General features: G+C 70.9%; 12 protein-coding genes. 5 read left to right on the top strand and 7 right to left on the bottom strand.

All coding sequences use genetic code 11. The annotated features are described in order from the left end of the window. Positions 1-6: 6 nt before the first annotated feature. Together H7K45_RS09675 and H7K45_RS09680 are read right to left on the bottom strand one after the other, a co-directional pair. Positions 7-2,427, bottom strand: coding sequence for a PEP-utilizing enzyme (locus tag H7K45_RS09675; RefSeq protein WP_263995564.1), 2,421 nt, complete (start codon positions 2,425-2,427; stop codon positions 7-9). A 6-nt stretch (positions 2,428-2,433) separates the two neighbouring features. Continuing rightward, the gene (locus H7K45_RS09680) at positions 2,434-14,880 is read right to left on the bottom strand and encodes a type I polyketide synthase (protein WP_263995565.1); all 12,447 of its coding nucleotides are present in this window, start codon (positions 14,878-14,880) and stop codon (positions 2,434-2,436) included. A gap of 234 nt (positions 14,881-15,114) precedes the next feature. Here H7K45_RS09680 and H7K45_RS09685 point away from each other — a divergent pair, with 234 nt between their 5' ends. From H7K45_RS09685 to H7K45_RS09700, 4 genes are read left to right on the top strand one after another with little or no spacing between them, the layout of a single operon-like run. Beyond that, the gene (locus H7K45_RS09685; RefSeq protein ID WP_263995566.1) at positions 15,115-16,581 is read left to right on the top strand and encodes a pyruvate, phosphate dikinase; all 1,467 of its coding nucleotides are present in this window, start codon (positions 15,115-15,117) and stop codon (positions 16,579-16,581) included. A 50-nt stretch (positions 16,582-16,631) separates the two neighbouring features. Beyond that, positions 16,632-17,147: a MarR family transcriptional regulator gene (locus H7K45_RS09690; protein ID WP_263995659.1), complete on the top strand. Its 516-nt coding sequence runs from the start codon at positions 16,632-16,634 to the stop codon at positions 17,145-17,147. A gap of 22 nt (positions 17,148-17,169) precedes the next feature. Beyond that, positions 17,170-17,811, top strand: coding sequence for a response regulator transcription factor (locus H7K45_RS09695; protein ID WP_263995567.1), 642 nt, complete (start codon positions 17,170-17,172; stop codon positions 17,809-17,811). A 2-nt stretch (positions 17,812-17,813) separates the two neighbouring features. Further along, positions 17,814-19,010 (top strand): sensor histidine kinase, encoded by a 1,197-nt coding sequence (locus H7K45_RS09700; RefSeq protein ID WP_263995568.1) that lies wholly within the window; start codon positions 17,814-17,816, stop codon positions 19,008-19,010. On the opposite strand, the gene H7K45_RS09705 is transcribed toward H7K45_RS09700, so the two are convergent. Then, the gene (locus H7K45_RS09705; RefSeq protein WP_263995569.1) at positions 19,007-19,582 is read right to left on the bottom strand and encodes a TetR/AcrR family transcriptional regulator; all 576 of its coding nucleotides are present in this window, start codon (positions 19,580-19,582) and stop codon (positions 19,007-19,009) included. The two genes, H7K45_RS09700 and H7K45_RS09705, sit on opposite strands and share 4 nt — an antisense overlap. A 98-nt stretch (positions 19,583-19,680) precedes the next feature. On the opposite strand from H7K45_RS09705, the gene H7K45_RS09710 reads away from it, so the two are divergent. Next, positions 19,681-20,442: an SDR family oxidoreductase gene (locus H7K45_RS09710; protein WP_263995570.1), complete on the top strand. Its 762-nt coding sequence runs from the start codon at positions 19,681-19,683 to the stop codon at positions 20,440-20,442. On the opposite strand, the gene H7K45_RS09715 is transcribed toward H7K45_RS09710, so the two are convergent. From H7K45_RS09715 to H7K45_RS09730, 4 genes are all read right to left on the bottom strand, one after another. Further along, positions 20,418-22,106 carry an HNH endonuclease signature motif containing protein gene (locus tag H7K45_RS09715; protein ID WP_263995571.1) on the bottom strand — a complete coding sequence of 563 codons (1,689 nt, stop codon included), beginning with the start codon at positions 22,104-22,106 and terminating at the stop codon, positions 20,418-20,420. The genes H7K45_RS09710 and H7K45_RS09715 overlap by 25 nt on opposite strands. A 117-nt stretch (positions 22,107-22,223) precedes the next feature. Continuing rightward, the gene (locus tag H7K45_RS09720) at positions 22,224-22,646 is read right to left on the bottom strand and encodes a thiol-disulfide oxidoreductase DCC family protein (RefSeq protein ID WP_263995572.1); all 423 of its coding nucleotides are present in this window, start codon (positions 22,644-22,646) and stop codon (positions 22,224-22,226) included. A 41-nt stretch (positions 22,647-22,687) separates the two neighbouring features. Continuing rightward, positions 22,688-23,182: a DUF4383 domain-containing protein gene (locus H7K45_RS09725; RefSeq protein ID WP_263995573.1), complete on the bottom strand. Its 495-nt coding sequence runs from the start codon at positions 23,180-23,182 to the stop codon at positions 22,688-22,690. 62 nt (positions 23,183-23,244) lie between these two features. After that, a complete protein-coding gene (locus tag H7K45_RS09730; RefSeq protein ID WP_263995574.1) occupies positions 23,245-24,384 on the bottom strand; it encodes an acyl-CoA dehydrogenase family protein in 1,140 nt (379 codons plus the stop codon). Between the last annotated feature and the right edge of the window lie 29 nt (positions 24,385-24,413).

Genomic DNA, 24,413 nt, shown 5'->3' on the forward strand with positions numbered 1-24,413 from the left:
CACCTGTCAGAGCACGTGGACCTCGCCGGTCGCCCCGTCCACTTCCACGACGGTTCCGGTGACCAGTCGCGCGGTCGCGCCACGCGCGTTGACCACGCACGGCACCCCGAACTCGCGGGCCACGATCGCCGCGTGGGACGTGGGCCCGCCCAGTTCGGTGACGACGGCCGCGGCGTAGGCGAAGGCCGGGGTGTAGCCGACGTCGGTGACCTTGGCGACGAGGACCTCGCCGGGCTGCAGGTCGTCGATCGTCTCGGCCTGCACGATGCGGACGCGCCCCCGGGCGCTCCCCCCTGAGACGCCGATGCCGTGCAGCACCTCCCCGCCCCCGAAGGCGGTGGTGGGGCCCTCGGTCGGGGTCCAGTGGCCGCTGAACGCCTCGGGTGGGACCAGGCCCTGCAACGTCGCCTGTTCGGCGCGCCGCCGGGTGACGATGCCCGCCAGGTCGGGCGGCGGGGCGTTCACCTCGTCGACCAGTAGGTAGAACACGTCGTCGATGTCGCGGAGTTGACCCGCGTCGACCATGCGCCGTCCCTGCTCCCGCAGCAGCCGTCGCAGAACCCAGATGGCGCGCACCATGCGGTCGCGGCGTACTTCCCGCTCGCGGAGCTGGGTGGCCGCGGCGACGCCCACCGCCCGCGCGCGCAGCGGCACCTGCGGCAGCCGGGGCAGGTCCCTTGGCAGAGCCGTCAACGCCTTGCTCACCATGCGGACCAGCAGGTCGGGATCGTCGGCGTAGGTCGCCGAGCGCATCTCGACCTCACCGGGTCCGCGGTGCCCGATGAGGGCCAGCTCATCGCTGAGCGCGGCCGAGAACGCGGGCGCCCGCGCGGCGAGCGTCGCGGCGTCGACGTCCGGTTCGGACAGCAGCTTGGCGGCGACGGGATCGCGGCGCGCCGCGGCGGCCAGCCGGTGGACCGCACCGAGCGCCTGCGCGCTGACCAGTTCGTCCCCGGCGGCGGGCATCACGTCGCGCCCGCACAGCAGGCGCATCACCACGCCGTACCCGGCGCACAGCAGGATCGACGCCGACGACAGCACCCACCCGTGAACGACGTGGTCGCGGCCCAGCAGGATGAGCTCCCGCAACCGCTGGTCGTCGAGGGCGGTCGGGTCCGTGGCGGCCGTCTCCAGACGCTCGACGTCGGCGACGAAGGCCTGGGTGTCACCGCGCGAGCCGGCGGACAGGCCGACGAGGCAGTTGGCGAACGTCAGGCCGCCACGCAGTTGGCGGACCAGGCCGCGGGGCTCCACGGGGGGTAGGTGCTCGCCGAACAGCTCGAGGCCGTCCTCGGTGTGGCCGAAGAACCCCGACAGCACCAGGTTCGGGTCGATGAAGGGCACGGTGTGGGCCATGAAGTGCCCGGTGGTGATGCCGGCGTACAGACGGTGCCCGAAGACGCCGGTGGTCCGCACCGACATCTCGCGCTGCACGGCCCCGCCGGGGCGCAGCCGCTCGGAGATCACCAGACCGGCCGCGCGGGTGCCAAGCACCGTCACCGATGCCGACGACGGCGAGAACGGCCCGGCGAGTGCCTCCGACAGGTTGGTGGCGATGAAGGCGGGGAAGCGCGGGTCGATCGGGGTGTCGAATTCGCCGGTCACCTCGCCGGGGCCGGCGGGCACCGGCTCGACTCCGTCGGCGGCCGGGGCGTCCACCGCCGGGATGGACAGCACGCGCGGCAGCCGCCAGGGAATGTCGTGCACGGCGCTGCCGACGGCGATGCGGCCGCGGCACGCCAGGGTGAAGTCCTCGATGGCCTGCGCCGCGTCGTAGGTCGGGGTGACGCCCCAATCCTCGCGCAACGCGGTGGGGTCGAGGGTCGGCACCGTGACGGGCCGGCGGGCGAGGACGCGGGCCAACGGGCCGGGCACCGTGACGACGGGCCGACCGACGGCGGTCGCGATCGCGCGCAACGTGGTGGGTTCGGAGGCGGTGACGTCGACCCGACCGGTGGGCAGATCCTCGTCGAGTGCCGCCCGCACCAACACCCGTTCGACGTCATGGGCGTGCACCACCTGCAGGGGTCGGTCCGCGGAACCGTCGTCGACGAAGACCGGCGCGGTGAACCTCGTCAGCACCGCGTCGTCGACGTGGCGGCCCAGCACCAGCGCGGTGCGCACCACGATCGCGCCGTCCACTGCCGCGGTGGTGTCGTCGACCGGCCAGGTCGCAGACATCACGACGACGCGTCCCACGTCGGCGGCCACCCCGTCGAGGCCATGGGTGCCGCCGCAGTGCAGCACCGCGTCGGCGCCCTTGGTGGTGTCCGCCAAGTACACCTCGGAGGTCACGAACTCGACCGTCCCCGGCCAACTCTCGGGACGACGAGCACCGAAGCCCACCACGTCGTGGCCGAGGGTCACCAGGCGCGCGGACACCCCGCGGCCGATCGCGCCGTCGGCGCCCCCGACGACGATCCTCATCGAGTCCTAGCCCGCATCGTCGTCGCTGAACGCGGCCAGCAGATCCTGCAGGTCCATGTCGGCGATGTCCTGCGTGCGATCCGGTTCGGTCGACCCCGCGGCCTCGGTGTCGGCACCGCCGCCCGCGGCGAGGTTGAGCAGCATGTCCAGCACGCCCGCCTGCCGCAGCCGCTTGATCGGAATGGTCGCCACGACCCGCTGCAGTTCCGCGTCGACGTCGTTGGTCGCCGCGCCCTGCTCGTCCTCGCCGACCAGCTGGGTGCGGAAGTACTCCGCGATCGCCGCCGGGTTCGGATAGTCGAAGATCAGCGTCGGCGAGAGGGTCAGACCCGTCGCTGCCTTCAACCGGTTGCGCAGCTCGACCGCGGTGAGCGAATCGAAGCCGTGGTCCTGGAATGCCAGGTCCGGCGCGATCGACTGCGGGTTGGGCACGCCGAGCACCGTGGCCATGTGCGACCGCACCAGGTCGAGCAGCAGGTCGTACTGCTCGTCGGTCGGCAGTCCCGACAACCGTTGCGCCAGTGCCGACCTCGACTGCGCCGCGGCCAGCGAGTCGCCGACCTGACGGCGCGCCGGACCCGAGATCAGGTCGACGAACATCGGCGGCAACGTGCCCGCCGAGGACTTGGTGCGCAAGGCCGCCCGGTCGATGCGTGCGGGCACCAGGAACGGCTCGTCGACGGTCAGGGCCTCGTCGAACAAGGCCAGCGCGTCGTCGAGTGCCAGGGCGAGGATGCCGTCGCGGTTGAGGCGCGCGAGGTCGACGTCCTGGAGGTGGCCCGTCATGCCGCTGGCCTGCTCCCACAGACCCCAGCCCAGCGACATCGCCGGCAGGCCCTGGGCCCGTCGATGTGCCGCCAGCGCGTCGAGGTAGGCGTTCGCCGCGGAGTAGTTGGCCTGTCCGGATGCACCGACCAGACCCGCCATCGACGAGAACATCACGAATGCCGACAGGTCGTGGTCACGGGTGAGCTCGTGCAGGTTCCACGCCGCGTCCACCTTGGAGCGCAGCACCGAGTCGACCCGATCCGGGGTCAGCGACGTCACCACTGCGTCGTCGATGACGCCCGCGGTGTGGATCACGGCCGACAGCGCGTGCTGGTGGTCGATGCCGGCAAGGGCCTTGGCGAGCGCGTCGCGGTCGGCGGCGTCGGCGGCGACCACCTGAACGTTGGCGCCTGCGTCGGTCAGTTCGGTCACCAGCTCGGCCGCACCCGGTGCGTCCTGGCCGCGCCGCGACAGCAGCACCAGGTGCCGCACACCGTGATTGGCGACGACGTGGCGGGCCACCGAGGCGCCTGCCATGCCGGTGCCGCCGGTGATCAGCACGGTCCCGGTGGCCCAGGCGTCCGGCATCGTCAACACGACCTTGCCGATGTGGCGAGCCTGGCTGAGGTGTCGCAGTGCCGCCGGTGCCCGACGCACGTCCCACGTCGAGATGGGAAGTGGCCGAAGCACTCCCGCGTCGGCGAGCTCCGCGACGCCGGTCAGGATCTTGCCGACCCCGTCGGCACCCGCCTCGAAGAGGTCGAAGGCGCGGTAGCGCACTCCCGGGTGGGCGGCGGCGACCTCGTCGGCGTCGCGCATGTCGGTCTTGCCCATCTCGAGGAACGCTCCGCCGCGCGGCAACAGGCGCAGCGACGCGTCCACGAAGTCACCCGACAGCGAGTCGAGTACGACGTCGACCCCGCGCCCGCCGGTGACGGCCAGGAACTTCTGCTCGAAGTCCAGCGTCCTGGAGTCGCCGATGTGGTCGTCGTCGAAGCCCATGGCTCGCAACGTGTCCCACTTCGGCTGGCTCGCGGTGGCGAACACCTCCAGACCCCAGTGGCGGGCCAGCTGGACGGCGGCCATGCCGACGCCGCCGGTGCCCGCGTGGATCAGCACCGACTGGCCCGGCTGCACGTCGGCCAGCCCACGCAGCGCGAAGTACGCGGTGGCGAAGCCGACCGTGAAACCGGCGCCCTGGGCATATCCCCAATCCGACGGGATGGGCAGCACGACGCGAGCGTCGGTGGTGGCCATGGTGCCGGTGCCCTCGGGGAACAGACCCATCACCCGGTCACCGACGGACACCTCGGTCACGCCCGGCGCGACCTCCACGACGATGCCCGCCGCCTCGATGCCCATGGAACCGCCACCCGGGTAGAGCCCAAGGGCGATCATGACGTCGCGGAAGTTGGCGCCGATGGCACGCACGGCGACCCGAATGCGACCGGCCTCCAGCGGTTCGTCGGCGTCGGGGATCGCCTGCAGCGTCAGGTCGTCGAACGTGCCCGACTCGGCGACGGTGAGCCGCCACGGCGCATCATCGGCAGGCGGGGTCAGCAGCGACTCCGCGGCCCGGCTCGGCAACACCCTCGCGGTGTGCAGCACACCGTCGCGGATGACCACCTGCGGTTCGCCGAGCGCCACGATCGGCGCCGGATCTACCTGATCTGACTGTGCATCGACGAGGACGACGCGGCCCGGATGCTCGGTCTGCGCGGCGCGCACCAGCCCCCACACCGCGGCACCCGCCAAGTCGGTGACGTCCTCACCGGGCAGGGCGACGGCCCCGCGGGTCGTCACCACCAGGGTCTTGGGCGTGGTCGCCTCGGCGGTCTCGGCGAGCCAGGACTGCAGCCGTTCCAGCGCGACGTGAGTGGCGCCGTAGACGCCGGCCAGCTCGTCGGATTCATCTGAGACGGGCTGAGATTCGAAGATCGCGAACTCGCCGTCGGGGATCTCGGTGGCCGGCGTGGCCGCCGACCACACCACCTCGAACAGTTCACCGCCGCCGGTGCCGCCGACCGCGGCCGCCAACTGCTGGGCCGTCACCGGCCGGGCCACCATTGCCTCGACCGACAGCACGGGAAGGCCGAGCCCGTCGGCGAGGTCGATCGACATCGAGCTGGTTCCGTTGGGTGCCAGCCGTGCCCGCACCGCGGAGGCCCCGGATGCGTGCAGGGACACCTTCTGCCAGGAGAACGGCAGCGCCATTTCGCCCTCGGCGTCGTCGCGGCTCATCACCACGGCGTGCAGCGCGCCGTCGAGCAGCGCCGGGTGCACGCCAAAGCCGTTGGCCTGCAACTCCTGCGGCATGGACACCTCGGCGAACACCTCGTCGCCCCGCTGCCACATGCCCTTCAGCCCGCGGAACGCCGGACCGTACTCGTAACCCCTGGCCGACATGGTGGCGTAGGCGTCGGTCACGTCGACCTCGCGGGCACCGACCGGAGGCCAGATCGACAGATCCGAACCGGGAGCCGACGCCGCGACGCTCAACTCGCCCTCGGCGTGGAGGATCCACGCCGACGAATCCTGCTGTGCGCGCGAGAAGATCGACACGACGCGGCCACCGGCCTCGTCGGCCTGACTGACCACGACCTGCACGGCGACGCCCTCGGCGGGCAACACCAGCGGTGCGTGCAGCATCAGCTCGTCGACGCTCGAGCACCCGACTTCGTCACCCGCCCTGATGGCGAGCTCGACGAACCCGGCACCGGGGAACAGCACGACGCCGGCGACCGCGTGGTCGGCCAGCCAGGGCATGGTCGACGTGGACAGGCGGCCGGTCAGCACGACGCCACCGGTCTCGGGCGACTCGACGACCGCGCCAAGCAGCGCGTGGTCGGTGCGGCCAAGACCCAGACCCGTGGCGTCGGTGGAACCGGATCCACCGCTGGTCAACCAGAAGCGTCGCCGTTGGAAGGCGTAGGTCGGCAGGTCGAGCAGGCGACCGCCGGTGCATGCCGCCTGCCAGTCCACCTCGACCCCGGACACCGACAGCTCGGCGAGCCCGGTGAGCAGCGTCTTCGGCTCGGCGGCGTCCTTCTTCAGCGTCGACACCGTCACCGGCTCGGACTCGGCCAACGACATCGCGATCGTGGCCGTCAGCCCGCTGGCCGGGCCGACCTCGACGAAGCGCGTGACCCCCGCGGAGGCGAGGAAGCGCGCGCTGTCGTCGAATCGGACCGCCTCGAGGATGTGGTTGGCCCAGTACGGCGCGGTCGCGAAGTCGGCACCCGCCAGCTCGCCGGTCACGTTGGAGACGACCGGAATCCCTTGCTCCGCCAGCGTCATGCCACCGGCGACGGTGTTGAACTCCAGCAGCATCGGCTCCATCAACGACGAGTGGAACGCGTGCGAGACCGCCAGCTGGTGCACGCGGCACCCGGTGGCCTTGGCCTCCTCGGCGATGGCCAGGACGGCGTCCTCGGGACCCGAGATGACGACGGACTCCGGCCCGTTGACCGCAGCGATGCCGACGCCGTCGCGCAGCAGCGGCCGCATCCGGGCCTCGCTGGTGCCGACCGCCACCATCGCGCCGCCGTCGGGCAGGCGCTGCATGAGCCGGCCGCGGGCGGCCACCAGGGCGGCCGCATTCTCCAGCGACAGCACGCCGGCGACGTGCGCAGCGGTCAGTTCACCGATGGAGTGCCCGAGCACGAAGTCGGGTTCGATGCCCCACGACTCGAGCAGGCGGAACATCGCCACCTCGACGGTGAACAGCGCGGGCTGCGCGTACTCCGTCGAATCCAGCACGGCGGCGTTGCTTCCCCACATCACGTCGCGGATTGGCCGCAACAGGTGACGGTCCAGTTCGGTGGTCACCGCGTCGAAGGCGGCTGCGAAGACCGGGAACTCGGCGTGCAGCTCGCGACCCATGCCCAGCGCCTGCGCGCCCTGGCCGGGGAAGACGAACGCGGTCTTGCCCGAACCGGTGGCGCGACCGACGACGGTCTGTCCGCCGGGTGCGTCCTCGGCGAGCCCCTTCAACTCGGCCAGCAGGTCGTCACGACCCGCGCCGAGCAGCACCGCCCGGTGGGCGAACGACGACCGGCCGCCCAACGTCCAGCCGACGTCGACGGCGTCGAGGTCGGGGTGGGCGTCCAGGTGGTCGGACAGGCGGCGGGCCTGTGCGGCAAGCGCTTCGGGCGTCTTGGCCGACAGCGCCCACGGCACGACGGCCGGCCGGTGCACCTCGCCGACGGGTGCCTCCGACGGGGGCGCCTGCTCGATGATGACGTGCGCGTTGGTGCCGCTGATGCCGAACGACGAGACACCGGCACGCCGCGGCGTGCCGTTCTGGGGCCACGGCTGAGCCTCGGTCAGCAGCGCGACCGAGCCCATGGTCCAGTCGACGTGCGGGGTGGGTTCGTCGACGTGCAGCGTCGCGGGCAACTGCTCGTGGCGCATCGACTGCACCATCTTGATGATTCCGGCGACACCCGCGGCGGCCTGGGAGTGACCCATGTTCGACTTCACCGAGCCGATCCACAGCGGCTGCTGACGGTCCTGGCCGTAGGTGGCCAGCAGCGCCTGCGCCTCGATGGGATCACCGAGGGTGGTGCCGGTGCCGTGGGCCTCGACGACGTCGACGTCGGCGGCGCTGAGGCCGGCGTTGGCCAGGGCCGCGCGCAGAACGCGTTGCTGCGACGGACCATTCGGCGCGGTGAGCCCGTTGGACGCACCGTCCTGGTTGATCGCCGACCCGGCGACCAGTGCCAGCACCTCGTGACCGTTGCGCTGGGCGTCGGAGAGGCGCTCGACGACGAGGATGCCGCCGCCGTCGGCGAATCCGGTGCCGTCGGCCGCGCCGGCGAACGACTTGCACCGTCCGTCGGAGGACAACCCACGCTGCCTGCTGAACTCGACGAAGATGTCGGGTGCGGCGTTGACGGTGACACCGCCGGCGAGTGCGAGATCGCACTCACCGGTGCGCAGCGCCTGAACGGCCATGTGCAGGGCGACCAGAGACGACGAGCACGCCGTGTCGATCGACACGGCCGGACCCTCGAGGCCCAGCACGTAGGACACCCGGCCCGAGGCGACGCTGGAGGCCTGGCCGGTCAACCGGAAACCCTCCGCGCCCTCGGCGCCGACGCCGTAACCCTGGGCGTACACGCCGGCGAAGACGCCGGTGGCGCTGCCGCGCAACGACAGCGGATCGATGCCGCCACGCTCGAGGCCCTCCCACGCCAGCTCGAGGAACAACCGCTGCTGCGGGTCCATCGCCAGCGCCTCGGTCGGGGAGACGCCGAAGAAACCGGGATCGAAGTCGGCGGCGTTGTCGATGAAGCCACCCGTGCGGGCGTAGGACTTGCCAGGAGCGTCCGGATCGGGGCTGAACAGCCCGGCGAGGTCCCAACCGCGGTCGGTCGGGAAGTCGGTGAGGACGTCGCGGCCCTCGGCGACCATCTCCCACAACGCCTCTGGGGAGTCGACACCGCCGGGGTAGCGGCACGACATCGCGACGATGGCGATCGGCTCGTCGTCGACGCGCTGCGCCGCCGACGAGGTCGCGGTGATCTCCTGCGGCGCGCCCGCGAGCTCCTGGCGGATGTAGCCCGCCAGCGCCAGCGGAGTCGGGTAGTCGAAGATCAACGTCGGAGACAGGGCCAGACCGGTCGCCGTCTTCAGCCGGTTGCGCAGCTCGACGGCGGTCAGCGAGTCGAAGCCGTGGTCGGAGAAGGCCAGCTCGGCGGTGATGGCCTCGGGCTCGGTGTTTCCGAGCACCGCGGACATGTGCGACCGCAGCAGGTCGAGGATCACGGCCTGCTGAGCCTGTTCGGTCAGCCCGTGCAGGCGTTGCGCCAGAGCGGACTTCGACTTCGCCGCCACCAGGGAGTCGTCGACCCGGCGCCGAGCCGAGGTGCTGGCCAGCTGGGCGAACATCGGCGGCAGCAGACCCTCGGCCGACCTGGCCCGCAAGGCCGCGCGGTCGATGCGGACGGGGGCCAGCAGGGGCTCACCCACCACCAGGGCCGAGTCGAACAGCGCCATCGCGTCGGCGGTCGACATCGCCAGGATGCCGTCGCGACCCAGTCGGCTCAGGTCGGCGTCGGCGAGGTGCCCGGTCATGTCGCTGGCCTGGTCCCACAGACCCCACGCCAGGGAGGTGGCGGGCAGCCCGTGGACGCGGCGGTGTGCCGCCAAGGCGTCGAGGAACGTGTTGGCGGCGCAGTAGTTGGCCTGGCCGGCTGAACCGACCACACCGGCCATCGACGAGAACATCACGAACGCGGCGACATTGGCGTCGCGGCTGAGCTCGTGCAGGTTCCACGCCGCGTCGACCTTGGCCCGCAGTACGGGGTCGACGCGCTCGGGGGTCAGTGACCCGACCACCGCGTCGTCCAGCACGCCTGCGGCGTGGATCACCGCCGAGAGCGGTCGGTCGAGCCCGCCCAGGACGGATTGCAGCTCGGCCCGGTCCGCGGCGTCGGCGGCGAGCACCCGGACGTCGGCACCCGCGGCGCTCAGTTCGGCCACCAGCTCGGCCGCACCGGGTGCGGCCGGACCGCGACGGGAGAGCAGGACCAGCTGAGTCACCCCGTGGTTGGCGACCACGTGGCGGGCCACCGCGGAGCCGGCCATGCCGGTACCGCCGGTGATCAGCACGGTGCCGCGGGTCCATGCCGCGGGCATCGTCATCACGATCTTGCCGACGTGGCGGGCCTGGCTGAGGTACCGCAGGGCGGCCGGTGCGCGACGAATGTCCCACGTGGTCACCGGGAGTGGGGTCAGGATGCCCTCGTCGAACATCCGGGACAGCTCGACGATGTACTCGTGCATCCGCGGGCGGCCCGGCTCGAAGAGGTCGAACGCCCGGTAGCGGACGCCGGGGTGGGCGGCGGCGACGGTGTCGGCGTCGCGGATGTCGGTCTTGCCCATCTCGAGGAACGAGCCGCCGCGGGGGAGCAGGCGAAGGGACGCGTCGACGAAGTCGCCGGCCAGCGAGTCGAGCACGACGTCGAAACCGCGGCCGCCGGTGACCTCGGCGAACTTCTGCTCGAAGCCCAGTGAACGGGAGTCGCCGATGTGGTCGTCGTCGAAGCCCAAGGCCCGCAACGCGTCCCACTTGGGCTGGCTGGCGGTGGTGAACACCTCCAGCCCCCAGTGCCTGGCCAGCTGGACGGCGGCAAGGCCGACGCCACCGGTGGCGGCGTGGATCAGGATCGACTGTCCTGGCTGCACGTCAGCCAGCTCGCGCAGGCCGTAGTAGGCGGTGGTGTAGACGACCAGCGTGGCCGCGGCCTCGGCGTCGGTCCACCCGGTCGGGATGGGCGCGACCAGCCGGGCGTCGGCCTGCACGAGCGTGCCGGTGCCCTCGGGGAACAGGCCCATCACGCGATCGCCGACGGCGAAGTCGGTGACACCCTCGCCGACGTCGACCACCACGCCCGCACCCTCGGAGCCGAGCAGCGCGTCGTGGGTGAACATGCCGAGGGTGATCATCACGTCGCGGAAGTTGGCGGCGACGGCGTTCATCTCGACGCGAATGTGTCCGGTGCGCAACGGTTCTTCGGAGTGCGGCACCTCTTCGAGGGCGAGGTTGTCGAACGTACCCGCGGTGGCGATGCCGAGCCGCCACGGCTTGCCCGAGGTCGGCGGTTGCAGCACCGCGTCGGCACTGCGGCTGCGGACCACTCGCGCGACGTGCGGCACGCCGCCCCGCACGACGACCTGCGGTTCGCCGACGGCGAGTACGGATGCGAGGTCGAGGGAGACGTCCGGGTTGCCCGTGGCGTCGACCAGCACGATCCGGCCGGGGTTCTCGGTCTGCGCGGCGCGGACGAGGCCCCAGACGGCGGCGCCGGCCAGATCGGTGGCGTCCTCACCCTGCAGCGCGACCGCTCCGTGGGTGACGACGACCAGCGTGGCCGCCGACGGTTCGGCGAGCCAGGACTGCAGATGCGTCAGCGCGGCCTTGACCGCGGTGTGCGTCGCCGCGACGGCGTCGGCGGAATCGGCTGCGGCCGAGGGCACTTCGTACACCGTGAATTCCGCGGCAGGCGTGGCCGGCTCGGGCATGGCCACGGCGGACCACTCGACCTCGAACAGTTCACCGTCGGCGCTGGCCTGGCCGACGAGCGCCAGCTGCTCGGCGTTGACCGGACGGGTGGTCATCGAGCCCACCGACAGCACGGGCAGGCCCAGTCCGTCGGCCAGGTCGATGGACACCGAATTCGGGCCCACCGGTGCGATTCTCGCGCGCACCGACGAGGCTCCGGCGGCATGCAGGGCAACCTGCTGCCAGGAGAAGGGCAGGGCCAGCTCGTGATCCTCGAGGGCGAGCGCGATGGCGTGCATCGAGGCGTCCAGCAGCACGGGGTGCACGCCGAATTCGCCGGACTGCACGTCTTGCGGGATGGTGACCTCGGCGAACACCTCGTCGCCGCGGCGCCACATCGCCGTCAAGGCGCGGAAGGCAGGCCCGTACTCGTAGCCGCGGGCGGCCAGCGTCTCGTAGGCGTCGCTGACGTCGGTGGCCACGGCGCCGGCAGGCGGCCAGACCGACAGGTCTGCCGTCGACGGGACCTCGGCCGACCCGACGATGGCCTCGGCGTGCTGGACCCACGGGGCTTCGGGATCGTCGGGGTGGGAGAACACCGACACCGTCCGCGAACCGGACTCCTCGCTCGCCCCGACGACGACGCGGATCGGAACACCCGACGGGGCCACCACCAGCGGCGCCATCAGGGTCAGCTCCTCGACGATGCTGCAGCCGACCTCGTCGCCCGCGCGGACGACGAGCTCGACGAATCCCGCACCGGGGAACAGGATTAAGCCACCGACGGCGTGGTCGGACAGCCATGGTTGCGTCGCGGCGGACAGCCGGCCGGTCAGCACGACCTGACCCGTCTCCGGCACCTCGACCACGGCACCAAGCAGCGCGTGCGCCGCGCCGTCGATGCCGAAGCCAGAGGCGTCCGAAGATCCGGTGCCGCCGCCGGACAGCCAGAAGCGGCGGCGGTCGAAGGCATAGGTGGGCACCTCGACGAGGCGGCCGCCGGTGCACGTCGCACGCCAGTCGACGGCGATGCCCGAAATGAAGGCCTGCGCGGCGGAGGCAAGGAAGCGGTCCCAACCGCCGTCGTCACGCCCGAGTGTGGGCACCACGACGGGTTCGGTTGCGGCGTCGGTGCAGTCGCGGACGGTGTCCTCGATGCCCGCGATCAGCGCCGGGTGGGGGCTGGTCTCGACGAAGGCGCGGTAACCGTGGGCCGCCGCGGCGCGGACGGCCTGGTCGAACTGCACCGTCTGCCGGATGTTGCGGTACCAGTAGTCGGCGTCGAGCGTCGCGGCGTCGACGAGATCGCCCGTGACGGTGGAGAAGAACGCGGTGCGGGTCGAGTGGGGCTCCAGGCCGGCGAGGGCTTCCTGCAGGCGACCGTCGATGGCCTCCACCTGTGCCGAATGCGACGCGTAGTCGACGTCGATGCGGCGCGCGCGGATCTCGAGCGCTTCGCACTGGGCCATCAGGGCCTCGAGTGCGGCCGTCTCACCGGACACCACGACGGCGTTGCGGCCGTTGACGACGGCGATGCCGGCTTGCCGAGGCTCGATGTCCAAGCCCGACAACAGTTCTCGGGCGCGGTCGGCGCCACACGCCAGCGACACCATGCCCGCCGAACCGGACAGTTCGACCAGCAGCTTGCTGCGCAGCGCGACGATCTTCGCGGCGTCGCGCAGGGACAGCGCCCCCGCGACGTGCGCGGCGGCGATCTCGCCCTGGGAATGCCCGATGACGGCGTCGGGCGTCACGCCGACCGAGCGCCACAGCTCGGCCAAGGACACCATCACGGCGAACAGTGCGGGCTGGACGACGTCGACGCGGTCGAGGGTGGGTGCACCCGGCTCCCCGCGTAACACGTCGAGCAGCGACCAGTCGACGAACTCCGACAGCGCTTCGGAGCACGCGGTCAACTTCTCGGCGAACACCGTTGAGGCGGACATCAATTCGATGCCCATGCCAATCCACTGACTGCCCTGGCCGGGGAACACGAAGGCGACCTTGCCCACGGGGGTGGCGGTGCCGCGGATCACCCGCGTGACGTCGGCGTCGGACGTCAGCTCCGAGAGGCCGGCGGCCAGCTGAGCGCGATCGGTGCCCAGGACGACGGCGCGGTGCTCGAAGGACGTGCGTCCTGCCAGCGTCCAGGCGACGTCGAGGTCGGAGAGGTCGGCGTGGGTGGCCAAGTGGTCGGTCAGGCGAGCGGCCTGGTTGCGCAGCGCCGTCGCCGTCTTGGCCGACAGCACCCACGGAAGGACGCCGGCCTGCGGAACCGGTGCCGTCGCGTCCTTCTCGACCTGCACGGTCGGAGCCGACTCGACGATCACGTGGGCGTTGGTGCCGCTGATGCCGAACGACGAGATGCCGGCCCGGCGCGGGGTGGGGCCTGCGGGCCACGGCTGGGGGTCGGTCAGCAGCGAGACCGCACCCATCGTCCAGTCGACGTGCGGGCTGGGCTCGTCGACGTGCAGCGTGACCGGCAGCGTCTCGTGCTGCATCGACATGATCATCTTGATGACGCCGGCGACGCCGGCCGCGGCCTGGGTGTGGCCCATGTTGGACTTCACCGAACCCAGCCACAGCGGCTGCGTGCGGTCTTGGCCGTAGGTACCCAGCAGCGCCTGTGCCTCGATGGGGTCACCCAGCGGGGTGCCGGTGCCGTGCCCTTCGACGACGTCGACCTGGGCGGCCGTCAGGCCGGAGTTGGCCAGCGCGGCGCGCACCACGCGCTGCTGGGACGGCCCGTTGGGTGCCGTCAGACCGTTCGACGCGCCGTCCTGGTTGACCGCCGAGCCCCGCACCACGGCGAGCACGTTGTGTCCGAGCCGCTGGGCGTCGGAGAGGCGCTCCACGACGAGCACGCCGCCGCCCTCGGCCCACCCGACGCCGTCGGCTGCATTCGCATACGGCTTGCACCGTCCGTCGGCGGCCAGACCGCGATGGCGGCTGAATTCGACGAAGATCGTCGGCGTCGCGTTGACCGTGACACCGCCGGCCAGGGCCATGTCGCATTCGCCGAGTCGCAGCGCCTGGACGGCCATGTGCAGCGCGACCAGTGACGACGAGCAGGCGGTGTCGATGGACACCGCCGGGCCCTCGAGGCCCAACACGTAGGCCACCCGGCCGGAGGTGACGCTCGAGGTCATGCCGGTCAGCCGGTAGCCCTCGATGCTGTCGTCGGACATGCCGTAGCCGCCCGCGATGACGCCCGCGAACACACCCGTCGCGCTGCCCCGCAGAGTCGTCGGGTCGACGCCGGCCCGCTCGAGGGCCTCCCACGACAGCTCGAGGAGCATGCGCTGCTGGGGATCCATGGCGAGGGCTTCGCTGGGGGCGATGCCGAAGAAGCCGGCGTCGAAGTCGCCGACGTCGGTGACGAAGCTGCCCGCCCGGGCGTAGGACTTGCCAGGGGCGTCGGGGTCGGCGTCATAGAGGCGGGCGACGTCCCAGCCGCGGTCGTCCGGTAGCTCGGTGGCCACGTCGCGACCCTCGGCGACCATGTTCCACAGGTCCTCCGGGGAGTTAACGTCGCCGGGGAATCGACACGACATGCCGACCACGGCGATCGGTTCGCCAGAGCGCTCGAGAAGGGCCCGGTTCTGGGTCTTCAGCCGGTCGTTCTGGACGAGAGCCCGACGGAGCGCCTCGGTGGCATTGGCGAGTTGATCGGCCATACGGTGTGAAACCCCTGTCTGAACCGCTGCGCGTGCAGCGACCCACAAGTATTCGGTACGACGTGTTCGAAGGATGAGCCTAGAAGCCTCTGGCGGTGCAGGGCGAACCGTGACTGGTCATTGTGTTCCTTCCGGTGGCGTCGGGTATCCCGTCGGGTGCATACACTCGGGCGTTCCCTCCAACCGTGGAGGGGGCACCGAGCGAGATGACTAGGCGAGATGAGTGGTCACGCGATGAGGATCGGCGCAGGTAGCCGGCACGCGGTCCTGTTGGACGAGGGACTCGACGATGCCACGCTACTGGTGATCGGCGGCAAGGGTCGGGCGGTCGCCTCGATGGTGTCGCTGGGTTTGCCGGTGCCCCCCGCCTTCTGCGTGACCTCTGGCTGGTGTGACGAAGAACCCGCCAAGCTCGTCGACCGCCTGTGGCAGGACGTGCTGGGCGGGCTCGAGGTGCTGGAGGAGCGCACGGGGCGCGTGTTCGGTTCCGGCCCGCGACCACTGCTGCTGTCGGTCCGCAGTAGCGGTGTCACGTCCATGCCAGGGATGCTCGAGACCGTGCTGAACGTCGGAGTCGACGACGGTGTGGTCGACGCCCTCGGAAGGGAGCACTCGAGGCCGTTCGCCGAGGACGTCCGGGAACGCTTCCGACGCGGCTACCGGCGCGCGGTCGGTGCGCCGGCCCCCGACCGGCCGCTCGACCAGCTGCGCGGCGCCCTTGACGCGGTGGTGTCGTCGTGGTCGTCGAGCCGAGCCGAGGCATACCGTGCGCACCGCGGACTCGACCGCGGCGGGATTTCGATCTTGTTGCAGGCCATGGTCTTCGGCAATCTCGACGACCGCTCGGGCACCGGGGTGCTGTTCACGCGCAACCCGACGACCGGTGCGTCGACGCCGTTCGGCGAGTGGCTTTCCGCCGCCCAGGGCGAAGACGTCGTCTCGGGCATCACCGACTGCGAGCCCCTCGCGTCGATGCGCGAGCTGTTGCCGGAGGCCCACGACCAGCTGGTCGACGCCGGGACCCGGCTCGAACGTCTCGCCGGCGACGTTCAAGACGTCGAGTTCACCGTCGAGGCCGGCACGCTGTGGTTGCTGCAGGCTCGGGTGGCGCAGCGATCGCCGCAGGCGGCGTTGCGGTTGGCCCTCGCGTTCCGGGACGAAGGTCTCGTCGACGACGCCGAGGTGATCGAGCGGGTGACGCCCGAGCAGCTCGAGACGCTCCTGGCGGTGCGCTCGGCGCCGGCGGGACGGCTGCTGGCCACCGGTGCGGCCGCGTGCCCGGGCGTCGCCTCCGGGGTCGCGTGCACCACCAGCGACGACGCCATCGCGGCGGCCGACGAGGGCCGCGACGTGATCCTGGTGCGGCCGACGACGAGCCCGGACGACGTGGCCGGACTCGTGGCCGCCAACGGCGTCGTGACGGAGGTCGGAGGCGCCAGCAGCCATGCCGCCATCGTGGCCCGCGAGCTAGGGATACCGGCGGTCGTCGGGTGCGGTGTGGGGCTGACGGCGGCGATGGCCGGACTGGTGATCACCGTCGACGGCGACGCGGGCGAGGTCCGGATCGGCGAGTCGGCGTCGTCGCAGCCGGTGCTCAGCCCGGAACTGGCCAGGTTCGCCGAGATCGTGCGCGCGGCCGCCCCGAACGCCGTCGGCGACCTGCCTGCGCTGCATCTGGCCGCCCGTTCGGGGCGCCCGTGACCGACGCCGACCAGCTGGCGCTGCTGCAGACGGTCCGGCTCAAGGGCCGGATGCCGCGAGCCGAGCCGACCGGTCCCGTGGAGGACTGCGTCGCCGCCGGACTGCTGGTCGACGCGCCGTCGGTGCGGCTCACCGACGCGGGCCGGGCCCGGTTGGCCGAGCTGCTGGTCGCCGAACGCGCCGGCGTCGACCGAGCCGCCGCCGAGGACGTCTACGACCGGTTCCTCGCGGTCAACGGCAGCGTCAAGCCCCTGATCTCGCAGTGGCAGCTGACCAGGGACTCGGCGGGCCCGGACGAGGTGACCGCCGTGCTAGACCGGCTCGACGGCCTGCACGCCCAGGTGCTGCCGGTGATCACCGCGGCCGCCGACCTCGTCGCGCGGCTCGCGACGTACGCCGATCGCCTCGATGCCGCGTTGCGGAGGGCACGCGACGGCGACATGTCGTGGCTGACCCGTCCGATGGTGGACTCGTATCACACGGTGTGGTTCGAGCTACACGAAGAGCTCATCGGGCTGGCCGGGCGGACGCGCGCCACCGAGGCCGAATCCGGAAGCGGCGGATGAGTTTGCGTGCGAAGCTGGCGGCGTGACGGCTGAGAAGGTGCGCGTGGTGGTGGGTGACGACCACCCGCTGTTCCGCGACGGCGTGGTGCGCGCCCTGAATTCGAGCGGTTCGATCGAGGTGGTCGGCGAGGCCGACGACGGCGTGGAGGCGCTGGCGATGATTCGGGAGCACGGGCCGCGGGTCGCGCTGCTGGACTACCGGATGCCGGGCCTGGACGGCGCCCAGGTGGCCGCAGCCGTCCGTCGTGACGCGCTGCCGACCCGGGTCCTGCTGATCTCCGCGCACGACGAATCGGCGATCGTCTACAGCGCGCTGCAGGAGGGTGCCGCCGGCTTCATCTCCAAGGAGTCCAGCCGGTCCGAGCTGGTCGACGCCGTCCTGAGTTGCGCGAAGGGCCGCGACGTCGTCGCCCCGAACCTCGCGGCCGGACTGGTCGGAGAGATTCAACGCCGCAACGAGTCGGACGCTCCAATGCTCAGCGCCCGCGAGCGTGAGGTGCTCGGCTACATCGCGAGCGGTCGGAGCATCCCCGCGATGGCCAAGGACATGTTCCTCGCCCCCTCGACGGTGAAGACCCACGTGCAGCGGCTCTACGAGAAGCTCGGTGTCGGGGACCGGGGCGCTGCGGTCGCCGAGGCGATGCGGCGCGGACTGTTGGAGTAGCCGTGGACCGCGCGTCCCGCCAGATCGTCGACTACTTCGCCGCCGAACCCGTCCGCGTCTCGGCGCTACTGCGGCTCCCGCTCATCGGTCTGATCGGCTTCCTGGTCTGGATCTGGGAAGTCGACAGCTGGTTGCCCGAGGTCTACGCGGCGATCCTGGGTGCGTATGCGATCGCGGCGGTGCTGTGGGCGGTCGCGGTGTTCCGCGGGCCGGTGCCAAGCTGGGGTGGCCGGCTCTCCACCGGCGTCGACGTGCTCGCCGTGGTGGCGTTGTGCGTGGTGTCCGGCGGGGCCACGGCGGCGCTGCTGCCGGTGTTCTTCCTGTTGCCACTGTCGGTGGCGTTCGGTGACCGGCCGGTGTTCACCGGCATCCTCGGCATCAGCACCGCCGCGTGTTACCTGGCGGCGTGGATCGTCTATTCCAAGCGTGACGACCACGTCGGGTTGCCCGACGTGGTCTATCTGCAGGTCGGGTTCCTGGTCTGGCTGGCGGTCGCGACGACCGCCCTGTGCTTCGTGCTGACCAGGCGGGCAGCCCGGGTGGCGACGCTGCTGGACGTGCGCCGCAGGTTGGTGGCCGAGTCGATGCAAGCCGACGAGCAGACCAAGCGGGAGCTCGCCGAGGAGCTGCACGACGGCCCACTTCAGACCCTGCTGGCCGCCCGTCTCGAGCTCGACGAGGTGCGCGACCGGATGCCCGATCCCGCGCTGGACATGGTCTATGCGGCGCTCAACGACACCGCGGCCGGGCTTCGGTCGACGGTGACGGCCCTGCATCCTCAGGTGCTGGCTCAGCTCGGGTTGACCCCCGGTGTGCGAGAACTGGTGCGACAGTTCGAAATTCGTGGTGACTGGGTGATCACTGCCGAGTTGGAGGACGTGGGCAAGCCCGTGTCGCAGCCATTGATGTACCGCGCGGCGCGCGAACTGCTGACCAACGTGCAGAAGCACGCGGGTGCGCACGAGGTGACGATCCGCTTGTTTCGCCAGGGGCGCCGGGTGGTGCTCACCGTGGCCGACGACGGTGTGGGCTTCGAGCCGTCGATCGTCGACCAGCGGGTCGCCGAGGGGCATATCGGATTGGCGTCGCTGCAAGCCCGGTTCGACGCGATGGATGGTGAGATGTCGATCGTCTCGGGGGAGGGGCGTGGCACGGTGGTGACGGTGACGTCCCCGCCGGAACTCTTCGCCGACCTCTAGCGGGGGCGGAAGGCGCCCGCCGTCGCGAGGGCCACCCTGTCGCGGGCGCGTGGCGGCTCGTCGCCGAACCGGTCGATGGCCCAGGAGACGGCCGTGACGAGCTCGAAGAGGTCGTCTGCCGTGACGGACTCCGATGCCGATCCGTCTGCCTGGGCGCGGTCCAGGAAGTGGCGGGTGCGGTCGGTCAGTCGGGTGGCGACGTCCTGCACCGGGGACGAGGAGTCCTCGATGGAGGTGGCGATGCAGGTTGGCAGATCGTTCCAGATGCGAAGCTGCCACGCCACGCGCTGAAGCCATTCGCGCAGGGCCTCGTCGGCGGGCAGCGTCTGCCCCAATTCGACTGAGCCGTCGACGAGTTCGACGATGCTCTTCTCGATGACGGCGGCCAGCAGGTCGTTGCGGGTGGGGAAGTTGCGGTAGAGGGTCGCGTTGCCCACGCCGGCAGCTGTGGCGATGCAGTCGATGGGCGCGTAGATCCCCTGGGTGTCGAAGATCGTCATCGCCGCGCCGAGGATGGCGTCGCGATTGCGTTGAGCGTCCGCGCGCAACGGTCGAGGGCTCTGTGTCGTCACCGACGGACCTCCGCCCCTTGCGTAAGTGGGGACACTCCCCACATAATCGAAATGGGGAGTGACCCCACTTAGTGCCCGACTTTACCGCAGGAGTGATCATGGCAGAACGGCTCGACGGTCGAACGGTGTTGGTGACCGGGGCAAACGGAGGCCTCGGCGAGGAGTTCGTGCGGCAGGCCCTCGAGCGGGGTGCCGCGAAGGTGTACGCCACCGCCCGCACGCCCAAGAGCTGGGGTGACGACCGCATCGTCCCGCTGGCGCTCGATCTGACCGACCCGGCGTCGGTGGCCGGCGCCGCCGAGGCTGCCGCCGACGTCGACCTGGTGGTGAACAACGCCGCCATCGCACCGGCGGAGGACGTCTCGGTGGCGACCGGAGACGAGGAGATCACCCGCCGGATCTTCGAGACGAACTACTTTGGAAATCTGCGGGTCGCCAAGGCTTTCGCCCCGGTGCTGGCGGCCAACGGTGGCGGCGGCTTGCTCAACGTGCTGTCGTTGGCGGCCTGGCTGCCGCTGCCCACGGCCTATGCCGCCTCGAAGGCTGCGACGTGGTCGGCGACGAGCGCGCTGCGCACCGAGCTCGCGCCCGCCAACACGACGGTGACCGGCGTGATCGTGGGGATGGTCGACACGGCCATGTCGGCCCGGTTCGACATGCCGAAGGTGACCGCGGCGAGCGTCGTCGAGCAGGCGTACGACGGTGTCCTGACGGGCGCCTTCGAGGTGCTCGCCGACGAGGACTCGCGCGACGTGAAGTCCCGGCTCAGCGGCTCGGCCGAGGATCTCGGCGCCTACATCCTGGCCAAGCTCGCCACGTTCTACGACGACCTCGGTCAGGGATCCGCCGGCGCGGCATAGGGCTCGCGTTCGGCGTTGAGCTCGCGTTCGGCCGCGACGCGGTGGGCCCGGTCCTGGGCACGGGTGGTCCTGCGACGCGGCATCGCGAGTCCTGCGGCGTGGGGTGCGGGCCTCCCTGTCGTCGACACCGTGGCGGTGGGTCTGGAGAGTTCAGGGAGCAGCAGCCGACTGCCCGGCGTGGTGACGTACTCCCGGCCGTCGGGTGCGGTCCAGATGACGGTGCCGTCGTCGAGTTGCCGGTCGCGCCAACCGTTCTCACCACCCCAGAACGTCTTGAGCAGGTGGTGTCGGCGGCAGACGCATTTGAGATTGGACGCCGCGGTGGGGCCGTGCGGCCATGGGATCGTGTGGTCGATGTCCGTCTGGGTGGCGGGCACGCGGCAGCCAGGGAAGCGGCAGGTCATGTCGCGGCAGCGGATGAAGTCGGCCAGCTTCTTCGACGGTCGGTACCGGGTCTCCGGTGGCGCTTGCCCGGGGTGCACGACCGGGGTGATGGTGGCGCCGATCGCGGCGCGGCAGGCGATCGCACCGGGCAGGAACTGCCCACCCATCATCGCCGCGGGGCGCAGTGATGCCTGATACCCGGGGGTCGGGGTCAATGCTTCGGTCAGCGTGAGCTCACGCAAGGGCTTGTCGAACAGGGGAGGTTGCTCGCCGTCGAGGGCTGCGCGCTCGTCAGTGGAAGGGGAAGGCGTGGCTGGCCGTGAATCGCTCTGCGGCGCTGCGGCATCGGATGTTGGCGCGGCATCGGCGTCTTCGGCGGTGTCCTCCGCGACCAGTTCCGGTGGCGGCGCCGGCGACTCCGGCTTCGACGCAAGCGGCTCGGACCTAGGCGCGGGGTCGGGGTCGGGGTCGGCCAGCGTCTCCTGGCTGGCAATCACGTAGACCACCACGCCGGTGGCGGGCGGGTTCTGCGCGGCCGAGCAGTCGTCGTTGCCGCACAGGCAGGCCATGCGGTCGGTGCCGTTCCCAATGGCCCCGTAGGCATCGGCACGCAACTGGTCGGCGGTCCGGGGATCATCCGGGCAGACAGTGGCGGCCAGGTTCTTCAGTCGTGCCTGGAACGCCTTGGCGTCGTGGGCGAACAGGGTGGCCAACACCGTGGCCAGGCCGCTGCCGTCCTCCTCGATGCGCACCTCAACCGACCGGCCTCGTGCCTTGGTCTCGTCCCGCCGCACCGCGTGCGGGTCGACCTGCGCCACGAAGACGTCGATGGCCTTCTCGGTCTTGTCGACCGACCTCGGTTCCCAGTCCTCGAACGCTTCTGCCAGCAGGCCATCCAACGCACGTAGGGCGTCGGGGTCGATCACCAGGGCGCCGCGGTGCACCACGGTCTTCACCAACGCATAGGTGATCAACCCCTCCGCGAACACGGCAGCCACGCGAGGGAACCGGTCGTGCAACGCCACCGCGATTAGCAGTTGGTGAGAGGCCGTACCGGGGGTGGTGTTCTGTGCGGCGCCGATGTGGGCGGCGACGGCGTCGAGGTTGTCCAGGCACCACTGGTCCCGGTCGGCGGACCCCGACGCGGCATGTGCCTCGTCGAGCATGGCGGCCATCGTCGCCACTCGGTGGGCGCAGGCCGCATTCTCCACCCGCGACCACGACGACAGCGCACCGGCACCGCGGGTGCCGGTCGTCGCGTCCACCAATTCGTCGAACATACTTGCGACTATATGGCTCGACGCCCGCTCGCAGAAGACGTCCAGGAAAGTTGTGGATGGACCGGTCCACCCTGTGCACAACTGGCCACCAAACGCCGAAAGTGTCAGTGCGCCATGCTAAGCGATGAACCGCGCCCGCACGTCGGGTGCCGGGAGCGCACACGAGTCAACCCTGCCGAAGACGCGATAGCGAATCGCTGCGAAGCGGTCGTATAGTCCGTCGCGAACCGGTGCCGGCACCACCCGTGCCACGGACCCGAGCGCCTTCCACGGACCGCCAAGATAATCGGCGACGTGCAGCGCGGCCGCCGAGCGCACCGTCACGCGTTCATCCGCCTGATCCGGGTTCTCGACGTAGACGACCGAGTCCACGCCTGCCAACTCGGGATGGCGTCGTAGTACCGCCTGGCCAAAGTCGCTGTCGAGAGCGGCGAAGCGCATGTTGCCTCGCCGGTCCACCCGGAGCACGAACTGCACGGCGCCGTCACAGAAGCCGCACGTACCGTCGTACAGCAGGACGGGTTGCCCGTTAGTCGTCATCGGAGTGCTCCCTTCACCTCCGGTGTACCCCTGCGCCAGCGTTACTGCACGCGACCCCGGCGGTCGGCGGCGGCACGGCTCGACGTGCCGGTCGAGCGGTTCGCTCGCGACCCGAGCAGCAGACCCAGCGCGATCATGCCCAGGGCGAGGGCCAGGTGCAGCCAGTTGTCCGCGGTGTTCAGCGGCACGAAGTTGGCGGGGCCGTCGCGGTCGATCGCCAGCCCGTAGACGAAGAGCACCAGATAGATCGCGCCACCGCCCAGCAAGTAGATCCGTGACCGCGGGACGGAACGGGCCAGCAGGATTCCGGCCACTCCGAAGACCAGATGCACCACGTTGTGGAGGATGGACACGTTGAACACGCCCAGGAGCATCGCCCCCGAGTGGTGGCCGGCGGCCGTCATCGTGTCGTAGTTGGTCGTCACGCCCGGCACGAAGCCGAGCACCCCCACCAGGAGGAACACCGCCCCTACCGCCAGGGTCGCGATCTGAATCGGGGTCTTCGCCGTGCCGGCGCCCCTGTTGGTGGCTGTCATCGCCGTCCTCTCGTGTCGTCGTGAGAGGGGCCGGTACCCGCCGGTTGGGGCTCCAAACGAGCCTAGGCCGAGAGGCTTCGTGCAATGACGAGGCGCTGAATTTGGTTGGTGCCCTCGAAGATCTGCGTGATCTTGGCCTCGCGCATGTAGCGCTCCACGCGGTAGTCGCGGGTGTATCCCGCCCCGCCGAGAACCTGCACGGCATCGGTGGTGACCTTCATCGCCGCGTCGGTGGCGACCATCTTCGCGATGCTGGCCTGCGTCGAGTAGGACTGACCCAGGTCGCGGCGCCGTGCGGCGTCGAGATAGGTGGCCCGGGCACTTCCCACCGCCGCGGCCATGTCGGCGAGCAGGAAGCCCAGACCTTGATGGTCGATGATCTTGCGGCCGAAGGTCGTTCGCTCGTTGGCGTAGCGACTCGCGTCGTCCAACGCAGCCTGCGCGATGCCGGTCGCGACCGCGGCGATGCCCAACCGGCCGGCGTCGAGAGCGCTGAAGGCGATCTGCAACCCTTGGCCCTCGGCGCCGATGCGTCGGTCGGATTCGATCACCGCGTCGTCGTAGAACGCCGTCGTCGTCGGAATGGCCGCCAGGCCCATCTTCTCCTCGGGCTTGCCGAAGCTGAGGCCAGGCAGGTCACCGGGAACCAGGAAGCAGGAGATGCCTCGCGATCCCTCACCGGTTCGGGCGAACAGCGTGTAGAAGTCGGCGACCCCACCGTGGGTGATCCACGACTTGGTCCCGGACAACCGGTACCCGCCGTCGACCGGTGCCGCCGCACACCGCAGCGCGGCGGCATCCGACCCGGCTTGCGGCTCGGAGAGGCTGTATGCGCCGATCGTGTTGCCCGACAACATGTCCGGTAACCAGCGCTGCTTCTGCTCCTCGGTGCCGAAGGCGAGCAGGGGGTGCGACGAGAGGCTGTGGACGCTGACCGCGACCGCGACGGCCGCCCAGCGCGCGGCGAGCTCCTCGAGCACCTGCAGGTAGACCTCGTAGGGCTGCCCGCCGCCACCCCATTCCTCCGGCTGAGGCAGGCTCAGCAATCCCGCGGCGCCGAGCTGGGCGAAGACGCCGTCGGGGTAGGTCTCGGTGCGCTCGTGACCGTCGACGATGGGGTCCAGGAGCTTGTCGGCGACGTCGCGGGTGAGCGCGATCAGCTCAGAGGCGTCCTGGGAGGGCAGCAAGCGGTCGACCGGCATGGTTGCATCTCCTAGTTTCGGAACGCACT

Origin of the sequence: Mycobacterium yunnanensis (genome assembly GCF_025823185.1) — a bacterium.
In the GTDB taxonomy this organism is placed as follows: domain Bacteria; phylum Actinomycetota; class Actinomycetes; order Mycobacteriales; family Mycobacteriaceae; genus Mycobacterium; species Mycobacterium yunnanensis.